This is a genomic window from Guptibacillus hwajinpoensis (assembly GCF_020171785.1).
GTDB classification, from domain to species: Bacteria; Bacillota; Bacilli; order Bacillales; family Guptibacillaceae; genus Guptibacillus; species Guptibacillus sedimenti.
In genome coordinates, this window is record NZ_JAIVAE010000003.1 from 222,898 (window position 1) to 237,398 (window position 14,501).

The 14,501-nt window shown below is 40.5% G+C and carries 12 protein-coding genes and 1 other RNA gene; 1 reads left to right on the plus strand and 12 read right to left on the minus strand.

Annotated elements, in window-relative coordinates:
- Positions 1 to 95 precede the first annotated feature (95 nt).
- The 11 genes from rnpB to LCL91_RS05150 form a co-directional block, all read right to left on the minus strand.
- Positions 96 to 493: RNase P RNA component class B (gene rnpB / locus LCL91_RS05100), an RNA gene on the minus strand.
- 149 nt (positions 494 to 642) lie between these two features.
- The gene (gene gpsB / locus LCL91_RS05105; protein ID WP_098443813.1) at positions 643 to 963 is read right to left on the minus strand and encodes a cell division regulator GpsB; all 321 of its coding nucleotides are present in this window, start codon (positions 961 to 963) and stop codon (positions 643 to 645) included.
- 90 nt (positions 964 to 1,053) lie between these two features.
- Positions 1,054 to 1,629 carry an SLOG family protein gene (locus LCL91_RS05110; RefSeq protein WP_224880557.1) on the minus strand — a complete coding sequence of 192 codons (576 nt, stop codon included), beginning with the start codon at positions 1,627 to 1,629 and terminating at the stop codon, positions 1,054 to 1,056.
- A gap of 55 nt (positions 1,630 to 1,684) precedes the next feature.
- Positions 1,685 to 2,215: a CotD family spore coat protein gene (locus LCL91_RS05115; RefSeq protein WP_224880559.1), complete on the minus strand. Its 531-nt coding sequence runs from the start codon at positions 2,213 to 2,215 to the stop codon at positions 1,685 to 1,687.
- A 418-nt stretch (positions 2,216 to 2,633) separates the two neighbouring features.
- A complete protein-coding gene (locus tag LCL91_RS05120) occupies positions 2,634 to 3,356 on the minus strand; it encodes a 3'-5' exonuclease (protein ID WP_224880561.1) in 723 nt (240 codons plus the stop codon).
- A gap of 2 nt (positions 3,357 to 3,358) precedes the next feature.
- Entirely contained in the window at positions 3,359 to 5,263 is a 1,905-nt protein-coding gene (locus tag LCL91_RS05125; protein WP_224880563.1) for a DUF294 nucleotidyltransferase-like domain-containing protein, read from the minus strand.
- A gap of 15 nt (positions 5,264 to 5,278) precedes the next feature.
- The gene (locus LCL91_RS05130) at positions 5,279 to 6,520 is read right to left on the minus strand and encodes a ribonuclease H-like domain-containing protein (RefSeq protein WP_224880565.1); all 1,242 of its coding nucleotides are present in this window, start codon (positions 6,518 to 6,520) and stop codon (positions 5,279 to 5,281) included.
- On the minus strand, positions 6,504 to 8,801 hold the full coding sequence (locus tag LCL91_RS05135; RefSeq protein ID WP_305077772.1) for a DEAD/DEAH box helicase: 2,298 nt from the start codon (positions 8,799 to 8,801) through the stop codon (positions 6,504 to 6,506). Before LCL91_RS05135 ends, LCL91_RS05130 begins: the two co-directional genes overlap by 17 nt.
- A gap of 86 nt (positions 8,802 to 8,887) precedes the next feature.
- Entirely contained in the window at positions 8,888 to 9,613 is a 726-nt protein-coding gene (locus LCL91_RS05140) for a nucleotidyltransferase domain-containing protein (protein WP_224880567.1), read from the minus strand.
- 56 nt (positions 9,614 to 9,669) lie between these two features.
- Positions 9,670 to 11,730 (minus strand): thioredoxin domain-containing protein, encoded by a 2,061-nt coding sequence (locus LCL91_RS05145; protein WP_425589657.1) that lies wholly within the window; start codon positions 11,728 to 11,730, stop codon positions 9,670 to 9,672.
- Positions 11,731 to 11,815: 85 nt separating this feature from the next.
- A complete protein-coding gene (locus LCL91_RS05150; RefSeq protein WP_224880571.1) occupies positions 11,816 to 12,355 on the minus strand; it encodes a DUF6241 domain-containing protein in 540 nt (179 codons plus the stop codon).
- Positions 12,356 to 12,617: 262 nt separating this feature from the next.
- On the opposite strand from LCL91_RS05150, the gene LCL91_RS05155 reads away from it, so the two are divergent.
- A complete protein-coding gene (locus LCL91_RS05155) occupies positions 12,618 to 12,773 on the plus strand; it encodes a hypothetical protein (RefSeq protein WP_224880573.1) in 156 nt (51 codons plus the stop codon).
- A 146-nt stretch (positions 12,774 to 12,919) separates the two neighbouring features.
- Here the strand turns inward: LCL91_RS05155 and hutH are convergent, their stop codons facing one another.
- Positions 12,920 to 14,437 (minus strand): histidine ammonia-lyase, encoded by a 1,518-nt coding sequence (hutH, locus tag LCL91_RS05160; RefSeq protein ID WP_224880574.1) that lies wholly within the window; start codon positions 14,435 to 14,437, stop codon positions 12,920 to 12,922.
- Between the last annotated feature and the right edge of the window lie 64 nt (positions 14,438 to 14,501).

Consider the following 14,501-nt stretch of genomic DNA (forward strand, 5'->3'; position numbering starts at 1 on the left):
TAACACGAACTCCTCTTAGGTTTTCCATTCAAACACTATTATAGCCCAAACGTACAAAAAAGCCCCATAAGGGCTTTTCATCAAAGATGATAACGTTCTGTAAGCCATGTTCTGTTCTATCGTACTGCGAACGGGTCTCCCCTCGTACTCAAGTGGTAATCATCTATCTCCAGACGCGTCCTCACCGCCTGGCTTTCTCTCCGTTTAATTCCTTCGAGAAAGCTCCCCTACCATAATTTGGGTTTCTCGCTCGTGGGGTTTACCTCGTTCCACTCTTAATGTTTCCATTAAGACTTCGTCACTGTGGCACTTTCAGAGTATTCGGGCCTTATCCGTTAAGGACTTAGGCCGTTTCCCCGCCGTTAGCCCGAAATGGACTACCCTGACTTATTGTTTCATCAGGCACGAACACTACGATCATCTCAGACCGTGCGAGCATGGACTTTCCTCTATATGCCACTTAATGTGTGACATACAGCGATCACCCGAACGTTATCATTGTTAGGACAGCAAAAGCAATTATATCTTATATTCTGCTTATATGCAAGGTTGCTTAGTGAAATGTTTTGTTTCGTTATTTATAGTATAGTACGGTAAATGAAATTTTTCAAGTCCTAAAAAAATAAACCACCAATCGGCGGTTTATTCATACAACTTACTTCCAAAAACATGTTTTTCTAAATTAGAAAGTCGCTTTAAAATATCATAGTTCGTATTTCCTGGTTGCGTCTGAGAGCGCGTCTGCTGTCGCTTTTGCTGTTCGGACAGTCGATCCATTTCTCTTCTTAAACGCGTATTTTCTTGACGTAGTTGTTCGATATCGTTCTCAAAACGCTCATAATCTTTAATCACGACATCTAGAAACTTATCAACGTCGTCCTGGTCATATCCGCGAAAGCCGCTTTTAAAATCTTTTTCAAGAATATCCTTAGCTGTTAATTGAGTCGGTTGTTGCTCGGCCATTTTATCACCTCTGTATGTATGCGATTATTGTCTTTATTTTATTCTTCCAAAAGAGTTCCCTCTTGTCAATTGGAATCTCTCCAATTCGCCTTATTGCTTGTAAAAATCTGGATCACTTTCACGTAAATCCTGTTCTAGTAATTCAAGATCAATCGGCGTGATTGTAAAAACTTCGTACCCTTCATCCGTTCTCTGTCTGTTCTTCGCTTCTTTTAAGTAATAATCTGGAGAACCTGGCGTTTCTTCGTCATATAAAACGAGCATTGCGTGACTTTTACGCACTAAAAATTCATTCTTCGCTTTTAACTGCCCAGGATTTTCATAGGGACGACTTGTAATCGACTCAACAAAATCAGCTTCCGCGAGTATCATATTATAAAAATCTTGCGTCTGTTCTTTCCATTTGCTTTCTTGTTCCAAAAATGGCGTCAAGACAGCAAGCTTTAAATCAGGATAAAGCTCTCTCAAATCAAGTGCCACTTCACCCGCCCAGAGTTCCACCCCAGTCTGTCCACTTATTAAAATCCATTCCACATCTTTTTCTTCAATTAACTGCGCCATTCTTCCTTGCAAAGCCGCCTTTATAATTGGAAGACCTGGATGATCATCATTAAATATTCCTAGCTCGTGTGCTTTATAACCAGTAACAAGCAATACGTTTGCCACTTACACACCTCCTATGTAAAAACGAACTGGAAGCCCAGTTCGTTTCAATATTTCATTATTTTCTTCTCTTTTGAGCCGGACTTACTTGACCGTTCATACCATTACCATTCGGCCCCTGCATAGCCCCTGCCACTTGAGATGGACTTGTAGGTGCGTATCCTGCCGGCATGGCACCCGTTGGACGTGGTGGTGGATAATTATTCATATGTGATGCTAACACTTCATCTGACTCCGTTAAAGGATAACTATGATTGTGCTCATACATATGATGATGAACATTTTTAATATGGGTAGGATGAATATGATCAACGTTGTGCTTATAGTAATGATTCTTCACACAACATTTTGTCGGATATACTACAGGACTTGTTGGACATGGACCTCCAGGACCTTGCATGGCTGGACTTACCTGACCTGGCATTCCGCCTTTCATAGCAGGGCTTACTTGATTCGGCATATTCGCATTTGGTCCCTGCATAGCTGGACTCACTTGATTTGGCATATTCGCATTCGGTCCCTGCATAGCTGGACTCACCTGATTTGGCATATTTCCATTTGGTCCCATGCGATGATGTCTATGAAACATAGTGTAGGTTCCCCCTTCTTAATTTGGTGATTTCCCTACTAGCCTATGTTCATTGCGATGTACATGTACTGTGTATTCGTCCTTATTTCCACATTCTTCCCCTGAAATTCACGCCTATTTTTGAACAATGACCTCATTGTCACTGTAATTCTGAGCTGAATCACTAATTTGACTCATTACAACAACTGTTAACGCAATTACGATAAAGAACATAACCATGATTACCTGCTTCAATTTCCATCTCTCCATTACATTCAATCTGAACTATTTCTAAAAAAACTCAGAAACTTCAATATACTACTCAAAGTTACAACAAGAGACGACAATTGTAAACGGTGTTTCAACAAGTTTCCTAAAAGAAATCGTCGAAAGAATGCCCTTTATGCGCTTGCCCGGGGAATAATGAAAAGAAATAAAGCTATTTCCTACCAAATACGAGATTTTCCCTCGCAATTCGCTGTCTTATTTCCTCATCATGACCGTCGTTCATGTCCAATTTGTGAAACATTACTAATAAAAGTTCAGCAGTCATTTTGGCGTCATTTAGAGCATGATGGCGTTCATGACGATCAATATTAAGTTTCCTTATTAACGAGTCAAGCTGAGGATTACTTCGTGGAAATAATTCCTTAGCTAGTCCTTCAGAATCTAAATAAGGCGGCAAGTAGTCTGGTAATCCCCATCTTTGGATAAGGTTTTGTAGAAAATAAACGTCAAATTTAACAGGATGAGCAACAAGCGTTGTTCCCTTACTAAAGGATAAAAACTCCTCAAAAGCTTCAATAAACGTCCACCCTGCACGAATTTCTTCAATTGATAAGCCAGTTAATTGCCTAACAAACCGCGGGACTTTTTTAATAGGACGTACGATTCGATAAAAAGACTCATCCAGAATACGACCTTCAATAAGATCAACTTTTACTGCACCAATTGAAATCACTTCATCTCCTATTGCGGGATAGAAGCCTGTCGTTTCAAGATCAAACACCGTAAAATAGCGACTACTTGATTCTTGATATAATAATAATGAATCATGTAACCGGTCATATACCGGTAATGATTTGTCTGCTCTTATTTTTTTTTGCCATTTTACCCGATCAAAAAGATAATAACGCAATAATTTAAAACCTATGGACGACATTTTTAAATACTCCGATTCCTACGGAAGCTCAATTCACTTACTTGCTGCATTCTTTTCGCAACTAGTAACGCTTCCCTCATTTTCCTTCTCTCTTCTTTCTCCCATTCGATCGGTCTCACTAAATTAGAAATCTCAGACCCCTTCTCCAATTGATACAAATTTTGTCTTACTCGAAAGGTATACAAATAATGAAGCGATGTTTCAATATTAATGACATCACGATGGTGAAAAATTTCTTTCTTCTTTAATTCGTGTAATCGTTTAATCGTATTTACTTCCTCTACACCATATTTCATTGCAAAGATTCGGATCCCGTTCACAATTTGCATAATGGCTGCTTTCTTAAGATCAAGCGTTTTTTCTTTTCCTCGAAGCTGTAATTTCCCAAGAGGATTAAGCGGAACACGAAATCGAATTGTATCTTTCATTAACAGCATTTGCAGCGTATGTGCTTTTCGAATTCGTTCTGTTATACGACTTCTGAGTGCTCGTGCCAAATCAAAGTCACCATACACTGGGCGAAAGTCCATAAAGATCGTAAAGTTACGGATTTCTTCAGCATCTGTTTCCGTAATCCACCGATTCACTTCTGTTTGCCAATTTGAGAGAGACCGTCTCCACTTCTCATTTTTGGCCATAATTCCGCCATCACATTCTGGCAAACCGCATGTTGTAAGCATGGCATTGATTTTCTCTGCAAACACTTTAAAAAACGTTTCGATTTCTGTTTTATGTTCAAGATGTTCATAATCATCAATAATTAGACCGTTATCCTGATCTGTGCTGAAAGCCTGTTCTTTTCTTCCTTCACTTCCCATCACAATAAAACAGTAGTTCACAGGTGCTCTTCCGTATCCTTCTCTTATCATTTCCTTTTCAGCCAGTAAAATAATGCGACGGTGCATTTCATCATTATAATTGGACATCATTTCACATATCTCATATCCCAATGTATTGGCATCGAGTAATTCTTGAATAAAGGCACGAAACTCTTCATGAATAGGAGGAGAAAGATTCATTATTTCATCAAGTTCTTTTGCTCTTGAAAGACGATAAGATAAATCAAGATAGGCTGACTCTTGAATACCGAGGAAAGATTTCGCAGACACCATCCCCACGATTCGATCTCGCTTCACTACCGGTAGTAGTGATACCTTATGAAATTTCAAATAAGCAAGGGCTTCATAACTAAAGGTATCTTCTTCAACGAGATTTGGTTTTTGATACATCCATTTATGAATAGGATCTTGAAATTGTCCCATCGTCAGAGCATTGATAATTTCAAGAGGAGTGACCGTTCCTAATACACTCTCACGGTCTTCACTCACGATTACACCATCATAATTTTTCGTTCGAAACAAATCCGCTGTTTCTAGTACCGTATAAGTAGGAGGAATTGTTACCTTGGAATCCATAATGGCACTGACTCTCGTTCGATAAAGAGCGATGTTTTCTCCATCTGATTCGCGATCACGCTCCTGCTTAATTTCATCATACAGACTACGCATCCGTTCCCCAATTGTATCAAGAACATTATGCGAAAAAGCAGGATTTTCCGTCATTATCTTTAACATTACTTCTTTTTTGATTTGAATGACCTGACAATCTTCATTAGCTTGAACTGAAAATGTCATCGATTCATCCGTTAACATAATCATTAACCCTACCAGGTCGCCCGGGTAGTAGAATCGCATCGTAGCCTGCTGACCATTTGCTTTATGAACGATGTTTTTTGCAATACCAGTAACCAGGAGATAAAGAGTATTGGCATCTTCATCTTCATGATACAAAAATTCACCTTTCTGATAAGTAGAGAACTTGGCAGATGCCATTAAATTCTCAATCTCTTCATCGCTCAGTGAATGGAAAGGTTCCTTTTTCTTAAGTACATCATAGAAATCCTGCATAACAACCTCCAATCGTTAACGGGCTTCCTTTTGCTCAAGCCGTTCAATTCTCTTCATATACAACAATCGCTCATTCTCTTCTTTGTCTTTTAGTATCCTCTTCTTTTCTTTCCATTTTTGATAGGCGGATAAAGAATAATGTAATGCTTTTTCATAGTCTTTCACTTTATGCTCGTAATATTTCGCCAGTTCAATATCACATTCTTCATCATTCGTTTCCTGTGATAAAGAAAGCCAGATCTCAATCGATTTATGAATCTGACCTTGCTTTTTGTAGATACGCGCAAGGGCTTTTTTCGCTTCTTTCTCGTGCCGGCCAGTTGTTTTTTCATAAAGCAACGCTGCATGCTCTTCTTCGCCTACCGCTTCCCACCAACGAGCAGATTGATACTGCTCTCCGGCGGTTAACGACTTCCCTTCCATGTCGAGCAATAGGTGAGACATTCGAATATAAAGCGTAATTAACGACAAAATATCTTCCTCGTTATGCTTCAATACACCTTCAATGAGTTCTGGATCAGGATCCTTCACGAATTCGAAATAAAGCATTGGAGCTAAATAGCCTGGAATGTCTTCCTTTCGTTCAAAACCTAACTGCTGTTCTTCTACATTCGCGAGTCTAACAGATTCCATTTCATTTTTCCAAAAACGTCTTGCCCCGTGCAAAAGATCAAAGTGGCCAAATTGAGGTAACTTCGGTACTTGCTCGCGTATTAACGTGTGACGCGTTTTCACCTGCGGCCAATCAAATGCTTTGCCATTGTACGTTACAAGGTTCTTCATTTCGTTCACATCATCAAGAAAAGCCTTGTACATCGGCACCTCCGCACCTGGACCAGGCAGAAAATACTGATTAACGGATATTCCATTTTCTGTATACTGGCTATAGCCGAGTAAAAAGATCGTATTGCCAACGCCACCACCAAGACCTGTCGTTTCTGTATCAAAAAACAGTAAATCAGAAGGGGTAAGATGCTTAGATGAAAGCGGATGTACCCGGTGGCGATTATTCCACCGCTCCACGACGTTTTCAAGCTCCTGAAACACATAACGACCATGTTGATAGTTAGTGGGATAGTGCTTTTTTCTAACAAGTGCATAGTCTCCGTCCAGAAAATAGGGATGCGCATGAAGCTCTTTCCATTTTTGAAGGTGAGGAACATCGACAGTAGGCTGCTCCACTTTCGCTTCAACGTCATCCGCTTCGCTCAGGTTCATATGCTTTTTCATTCGATTTAATTTAGCTTTCAGTGACATGAGAATGTTCACCTCTTAAATATTCAAGTAAATAGATGGCGGTTTGCTTACTATTTTCGCCCGTTTCACCTGATACTCCTACACAGGATGGGCAGCCACTTTCACATTCACAATTCACGACAATCGATTCCGCTTCCTTTAAAATAAAACCAAGTTCTTTATAGACTCTTTCCGATAATCCGATTCCTCCTGGGTAACGATCATAGAAAAATACGGTCGGCTTGTTTGAATGAACAGCTTTAATTTGAGGTGTCACATGTAGGTCAGACACATCGCACATGACGAAGAGAGGAGCAACGTTCCGAAGGACATTCCCAAGACCGAGTAAGCCTTCCTCCAACCGATTCTCTCCCATTGTTTGGACAAAGCTTTCCGGGAAATCAAACCAGCATGCGTTCGTATGGAGCTCTTCTTCAGGAAGATGAATCGGACCAGATCCGATATTTTCATGCGTCTCAAATTTGATCTTCTTAAATATCGTTGCCATTGCGTTGACCATCACTTCTCCATAAGTAGCTGTTGTATGTGGCAGTGGTTCATGCTTGTCTTCTTCCAATACTTTCAACTGCACAGCAAGATTAGCATCCGTATAGTAATCGACATCCACTTCTCGGACCCACGCCTTTTTTTCATCATAGTCGAGCAGTTCCACTTGATATTGCACACCCTGATGAAGATAAATCGCTTCTTCATGAAGCAATGTCATGGCACTAAACCGATCCATTTCTCCAATCACTTTTACATTCGAAGCTGTCGTTTGATCAATAATCACAACATTTTCCTGAGACGCAGAGCGAAGACTTACGTTGTGAGCTGGGAAGGCATCGTTCATCCAAAACCACCGATTTGCCCGATGGTGAAGGAGTTGTTCATCCGTTAAAAACTCCAACACGTCTTCAATGTTTTCTCCACCAAACGTATCTCCTTGTTGAAAAGGAAGCTCATATGCGGCACATTTTACGTGATCAACAAGAATAATTAAATTATTAGGGTTTACTCGAGCTTCTTCCGGGTTTCGTTCAAAAAAGTAATCCGGATGAGTGATCATATATTGATCAAGTGGACTTGAGCTCGCAACAACAAACACAACAGATTCATCCTGACGACGACCTGCACGCCCGGCTTGCTGCCAGGTGCTTGCAATGGTGCCTGGATACCCTGTTAAAACACACGCCTGAAGTTGACCAATGTCAACACCGAGCTCGAGCGCATTCGTACTAACAACACCTTTTATATCTCCATTACGAAGACCGCTTTCAATCTCTCGTCTTTGTTTAGGTAAATAACCTCCACGATACCCCATAATGGAGCGTGGCCCTAATTCTCGCTGTTCCAACTGCTGCAAGTAGGTGAGGAGAATCTCAACACGAACACGACTCCGTGCAAAAACGATTGTTTGAATGTTATTTTTCAACAATTCTGCTGCTAAATTTCTTGCTTCAAGCGTAGCGGAACGCCTGATATTAAGCGCCTGATTGACAACGGGGGGATTATAAAGAACAAAGTGTTTCCGGCCGGTAGGCGCGCCATTGTTATTAATCAATGTAATTTGTTCTCCGGTTAGCTCTTCGGCAAGCTCTTTCGGATTCGCAATCGTTGCTGATGTACAAATAAAAATAGGGTTACTTCCATAAAATTGGCAAATGCGCTTCAATCTTCGAATCACGTTCGCAACATGGCTTCCAAATACACCACGATACGTATGAAGCTCATCAATCACTATCACTTTAAGATTTTCAAATAGTGAAACCCACTTTGTATGGTGAGGAAGAATAGCAGAATGCAACATGTCTGGATTCGTCATAACAATGTGTCCTGCTTTACGAACGATTTGTCTAATCGTTGGAGACGTATCTCCATCGTACGTATACCCTTTTAAATCAACTTCCATCTCATCAATTAATTCATTGATCTCACTCTTTTGATCCTGCGCAAGGGCTTTTGTTGGAAACAAATAAAGAGCCCGACTTGAAGAATCTTTCAATATCGTATCTAAAACAGGCAAATTATAGCACAATGTTTTTCCTGAAGCGGTCGGTGTAACAGCTACGAAGCTGTTTCCTTTTGATGCCTCATCATAGGCTGTTGCCTGATGCGTGTATAATTGTTCCACACCTCTTTCTTCAAGAGCTTTCTGAAGCTCTGGCTGAAGCCCTTGTGGAAAAGGCGCTGTTTTCGCTTCCTTCGGTTCAATCGTTTTCCAGGTTACGATATTAGACCGATACTTTTCCTCCTGCTGAAACATCTCCAGAAGCTCTGGCAGTTTCTTTTTTCTTTCCATCCGATCACCTCAAAAATTATTCTATGTCTATTGTAGCGAATACGCGTTCGAATGGATACCGTTTTGATTGGTAAGTTCCCTTTCCATTACCTTCTAACGATCGATCGAAATACACAATCAATCCTATTTTGATCCATTACACGCCTTTCTTTTAAGAGCCGAGCTTTTTTCTCTAATAGATTTAACTCTTCTTCAAGATTGACTATTAAGTGCTCTGGATTACTAAGCGTTTCTCTTCTGAATAAAGCCTTTCCCTGTATTTTTATATGATCATTAAGCGATGAATCTTGGAGAAGTTGAGGGAGAGTTGACCGAGGAAGGCTTTCATTCTCCAAGATCCACCTTCCAAAAAGAATCGATTTTAAAACATAAAGCATCCCTTTTTGGTCGGATCGTTCTTCCTGTGCTTTTAAATTTGTTATTCCCATATTAATATAATGAAACAATAATGGTTTTACCGAAAAACAATCCGTGCTTAATTCCCTAAGCATTTTCACTTCTTCCGTTTCCTTGTAAATAGTCGGTGAAATGAACCACTCCAGAATGGAAGGATTCGATTTACCTATTAAATAGAGTGCCTTTTTTATATCCCATCCATGGAATTCAACTTTCCCGCTGTTAACTTCCAAAACATCCGTCTGAGGAAATACCGTTAAATACCAGTCTAGATCGTGCGTGTAAATAAACCGTATATCATGATCACTGTTCTTATTCTCATAACCGAAAGCGCGACTCCCCGCTTCACATGCAAATAAAATCGTAATTTTATTCTTTTTTTCGATCTCAATAAGCTTTGCTGTAATCGTGCTCATGACCTAACCTCTTTATCGACAAAAAGCTACCAGGTTTAGCCCGGTAGCTTTTTCGTTTATTTTTCTAATTCTTTCATAACTTTATCCACGTCCCTCTCAGGAAGCGAACAGCTGAAATTCTCACAAATGTATATGGTCGTTTCGCTTGTCTTCTCAAAGTTAGCAGCAAATGGTGCTGCTTCGGTTAGTTCCGTCGGATCTTCGACGCTCACTACGGTTAGTTCAGGTAAAAAGTTTTGCTGTAGAAACTGTATCAATCTTTCTTTATTGCGATCTTGGTTTGAACCGACGATAACCACTTCTTTAGAAGAAGATCGTGCATAGAGCTTACTCATTAAGAAATAAGCATGACCACTTGAATACGATGAGACATCACCTGAAAAAGCGGTAAACATCCGATTAGCCCACTCATCGTATTTCATTTCGCCTGTTAACTTCGATAAACGGAGCAACTGAAGAACAGCAACGCTGTTTCCAGATGGGAGAGCGCCATCGTGAACATCTTTCGGTCTTGCGATCAATCGATCAGCATCATGGCCATATAAGTAGAATCCTCCAGAACTCTCATCCCAAAACAATTCGTGCATATCATCAGAGATTATTTTTGCTTTAACAAGATATTGGGAGTCATACGTTGCTTCATACAATTCATTTAACGCCCAGAGTCCATATGCATAATCGTCATGATACGCTTTAAATTTCACTTCTCCATCGCGATAACGAGCCATTAAACGTCCATCGACCACCATGTTTTCTTCAATAAACCGATACGACTTTTCAGCTAATTGAGTGTATTCAATTTGTTGAAACGCCGTTCCCGCTTTCGCAAATGCCGCAATCATTAACATGTTCCAACTCGTTAAAATTTTATCATCTTTATAGGGATGAACGCGTTTTTCTCTCTCGACATAAAGTTTCTTTCTTGCTGTCTCCAGTTGAGTTTGGATGTCTTCTTCTGTCAGGTTGAATGATTTAGCAATCTTTGAAAGATCTGTTTTGATTAAGTTAGGGATGTTTTTCCCTTCGAAATTTCCACTCGCTGTAATGTCATACACTTCAGCGTACAGAGAGCCAAGTTCTTCACCTAAGATTGTGTGAACTTCTTCTTTTGTCCACACATAAAACTTGCCTTCTTCCCCTTCAGAATCAGCATCTTCTGCGGAATAAAACCCTCCATCATTTCCTGTCATATCACGTTGTACATATTCGAGTATCTCACAAGCAACTCGTTTGTAGCGTTCGTTCCCAGTAACTTGAAATGCTTCGGTATAGGTAAGCGCAAGCATGGCGTTATCATACAGCATTTTTTCGAAATGGGGCACAAGCCATTCCTGATCGACAGCATACCTCGCAAAACCAAACCCTACGTGGTCATAAATGCCACCATTTGCCATAGCATCAAGCGTTCTCGTCACCATCGTCAAGGCTAGATCTTGATTATAGTGGCGATAATACCGTAGCAAATACATGAGCATATGAGGGGATGGAAATTTCGGGGACTGACCGAAACCACCAAATATTGTATCAAAGGAATTTTGCATTTGACCAAATGCTTTATGTAACGGCTCTTCTGTTAGTTCTCCACCTTCCGCATTCATTCGTTCTTGCAAAGACGCGGTTATTTTATCGCCAATTCCTGCAATCCGCTCAGGATTTTCCTTGTATTGCTGATAAAGCTGCATGATCGCATCTTTAAAACCGGGTAGATTGTATCTGCTTTCTTTCGGAAAATAAGTCCCCGCATAAAATGGTTTTTGATCAGGCGTAACAAAAACATTCAGCGGCCATCCCCCCTGACCAGTCAATCCCTGACACACCTTCATGTAAATGGAATCTATATCAGGACGTTCTTCCCGATCGACCTTTATCGCTACAAAGCGATCATTTAGAAGCCTTGCCGTTTCCTCATCCTCAAAGCTTTCTCTTTCCATTACATGACACCAATGACAAGTCGAATACCCAATCGAAACAAGTACAGGCTTGTTTTCTCGTTTCGCTTTCTCAAACGCTTCTTCTCCCCACGGATACCAGTCGACTGGATTGTGTGCGTGCTGGAGCAAATAGGGCGATTTTTCATGAATTAACTTATTTTCGTGTGGTTGATTGATATTGTTCACTTTGTCACCCTCCATTTCTCGGTATTAGTCTTTTTTCAGTGTACCAAATTGTAGGGTATAATCCTAAACACAAAAATAAGCGGAATCACCGCTTATCGTAAGTTTTATCAATATAGGCTTGTTCTTCTTCTGTTGTCATTAACCTTTTCGCTTTTCCAACCGTTCCACCATTTAAATTCCATATGTAGTTATGGACGTCCACGGCATTGTTAAAGTTTCCTTTGTCCCATTCTGTTAAAGCTTCCGTATAAAAATCCTGGTACTTATACTCTTCTGGCGTTCCTTTTACTTGATCTAGCACCTCGAGCATATTGTCAATCCGCTCCTCAGAAATTTGATAGATTCCCCACTTATCTTCAGCAATAACTTTTTGATGGGTCATTCCATGCATATAATCCTGAAATTTACTTTCACTTGGTATACCATCTGCCGTTATGGATTCTTCACCTTCATCCACGTAACGCTCTGGATCAACAGATGAACCCTCTTCATTACTTATCGCTTCAGCTTCTTGCGTATTTTCTTTTAAACTCCAATCCAAATCTGAAATAAACCAGTACGTAAGTCCAAGGATAAGGATTACCATGGAAGAAATTGAAATAACTAAGGTTTTTGTTGAAGGCATTGAATACGACAGCTCCTTACTTCTAATTCCACCTGTGTGACCGAAAGCGTTTAATGCTGTTCCTCTCTCAATCTATCAAAGGATATTAATACCTATTTTTACATACATTTGTATAAAAACAAGGGAGTTAACCTTATTTTCTGAATGTTTATCAAAAAAATAATGAATTGATAGTTTTAACTAGGCGAATGGATAAGCATGTCCGATACCTTCTACATAAAGTATTGATAGATAGGAGGTGGTAATATGGGAAGTCGTCGAAGTGCTAATAACCGAAGAGCTAACATTAAGCGAAACCGTACTGAAGGTGAAGCAAGAGGTCGTTGTGGCTGTAGAGATAATGACACTGCCGGTCGCGAAACTGCTCCTAGCTGCTCTCGCTATTGCTCCAACGTTTGTCGCCGTTTATTTCCTTTAGACTTTACACGTTGCTTTAACGATTGTGTATCATGTCAGGAAGATGTTCTTTTTGAAACGGATCACGAGTTTTACGAAGATTAATCGCTAAACAGAAAGGACAATCCCTTTTTTACAGGAATTGTCCTTTTTCCTTCCCCAAACGTATTAACCCAGTATAAATTGACCGTGAATATTCCATTGAAATTGATCTGCACGTAACCACGTTGAAAGAGCTTCAATATCATCTGAAAAGACGCGATCTTCCTCAATCGAGGATACGATAGTTCGTCCTTTCTCATATAACTTCTGCGCAGATGTAGAGGCTAAAGTGATGCCCCGGATTTCTAATGCTTGCATCGCACATATCATTTCAATCGCGGCAACTGTTTGGGTATTTAGGATGATTTGATAAGCATGACGAGCACCAATTGTTCCCATACTAACGTGATCTTCCTGATTCGCGGATGAAGGAATACTATCCACACTTGCTGGATGGGCAAGCGTTTTGTTCTCTGATACGAGTGATGCAGCCGCATATTGCATAATCATACCACCAGACTGGAGACCAGGATCCGGGCTTAAAAATGCCGGTAAATCATTTAACTGAGGATTAACGAGCCGTTCCACTCTCCGTTCTGATATATTAGCCATTTCGGCTACAGCGATTTTGAGAAAGTCCATCGCAATGGCAATAGGTTGACCGTGAAAATTCCCACCAGAGACGACCGTTTTGCCGTTTTCTAAAATAAGAGGATTATCTGTAGCAGCATTCATTTCAATCTCAAGCTTTTCTTTTATATAAGCTAGACTTTGTCTTGAAGCCCCGTGAACTTGTGGCATGCATCGGAGGGAGTAAGCGTCCTGCACGCGTTTATCTCCTTGATGTGTCACGAGTTTACTATCACTCGTTAACTTTCTTATTCGTTTGGCAACCTCCATTTGCTCAGGGTATCCTCGTGCTTCATGTATCGCTGGATGAAAGGCGTCAATAATTCCTTCCAGTGCTTCAAATGTCATCGCTCCGATCCAATCACACTGATCCATTAAACGCTCTGCTTCAATATAGTTGATCACTCCCATCGCCGTCATCGCTTGTGTCCCATTAATAAGGGCAAGACCTTCTTTTGCCTTTAAGGTGAGTGGGGAAATACCTCGTTCATCGTAAACCCCTTTTGTTGGTACAATTCTCCCCTGGTAATGAACTTTTCCTTCTCCTACAAGAACTAACGCAAGGTGAGAGAGCGGCGCTAGATCCCCGGAGGCTCCAAGAGAGCCTTGACTTGGAATTACAGGAATTATTTCTTCATTTGCTAGATCACAAAGACGTTCGACAACACATGGGCGAACGCCGGAATACCCTTTTATTAACGCATTAAGTCGTAATACGACCATGGCTTTACTGACTGGTTCTGGAAAGTATTCCCCTACCCCACAGGCATGAGAACGTATAAGGTGAAGTTGAAGAGTATCGACATCTTTATCTTGAATCCGAACGTCGCTGAATTTACCGAAACCTGTATTAATACCATACACAGTCTCCCCACTTGCCACGATCTTCTCAACTGCTAACCTGCTTTTCATAACCTTTTCCATACTTAGCGGATCAATCGCAATTTCTTCTCCTTCGTAAATGACACGTTTCATTTCCATTAAAGTTAACGTAGAGCCATTTAAATGAACCATATATATCGCCTTCTCTCATTCAAATTGATCGTCTTAAAACAAAAAGAGGCGGCAATAGAACATA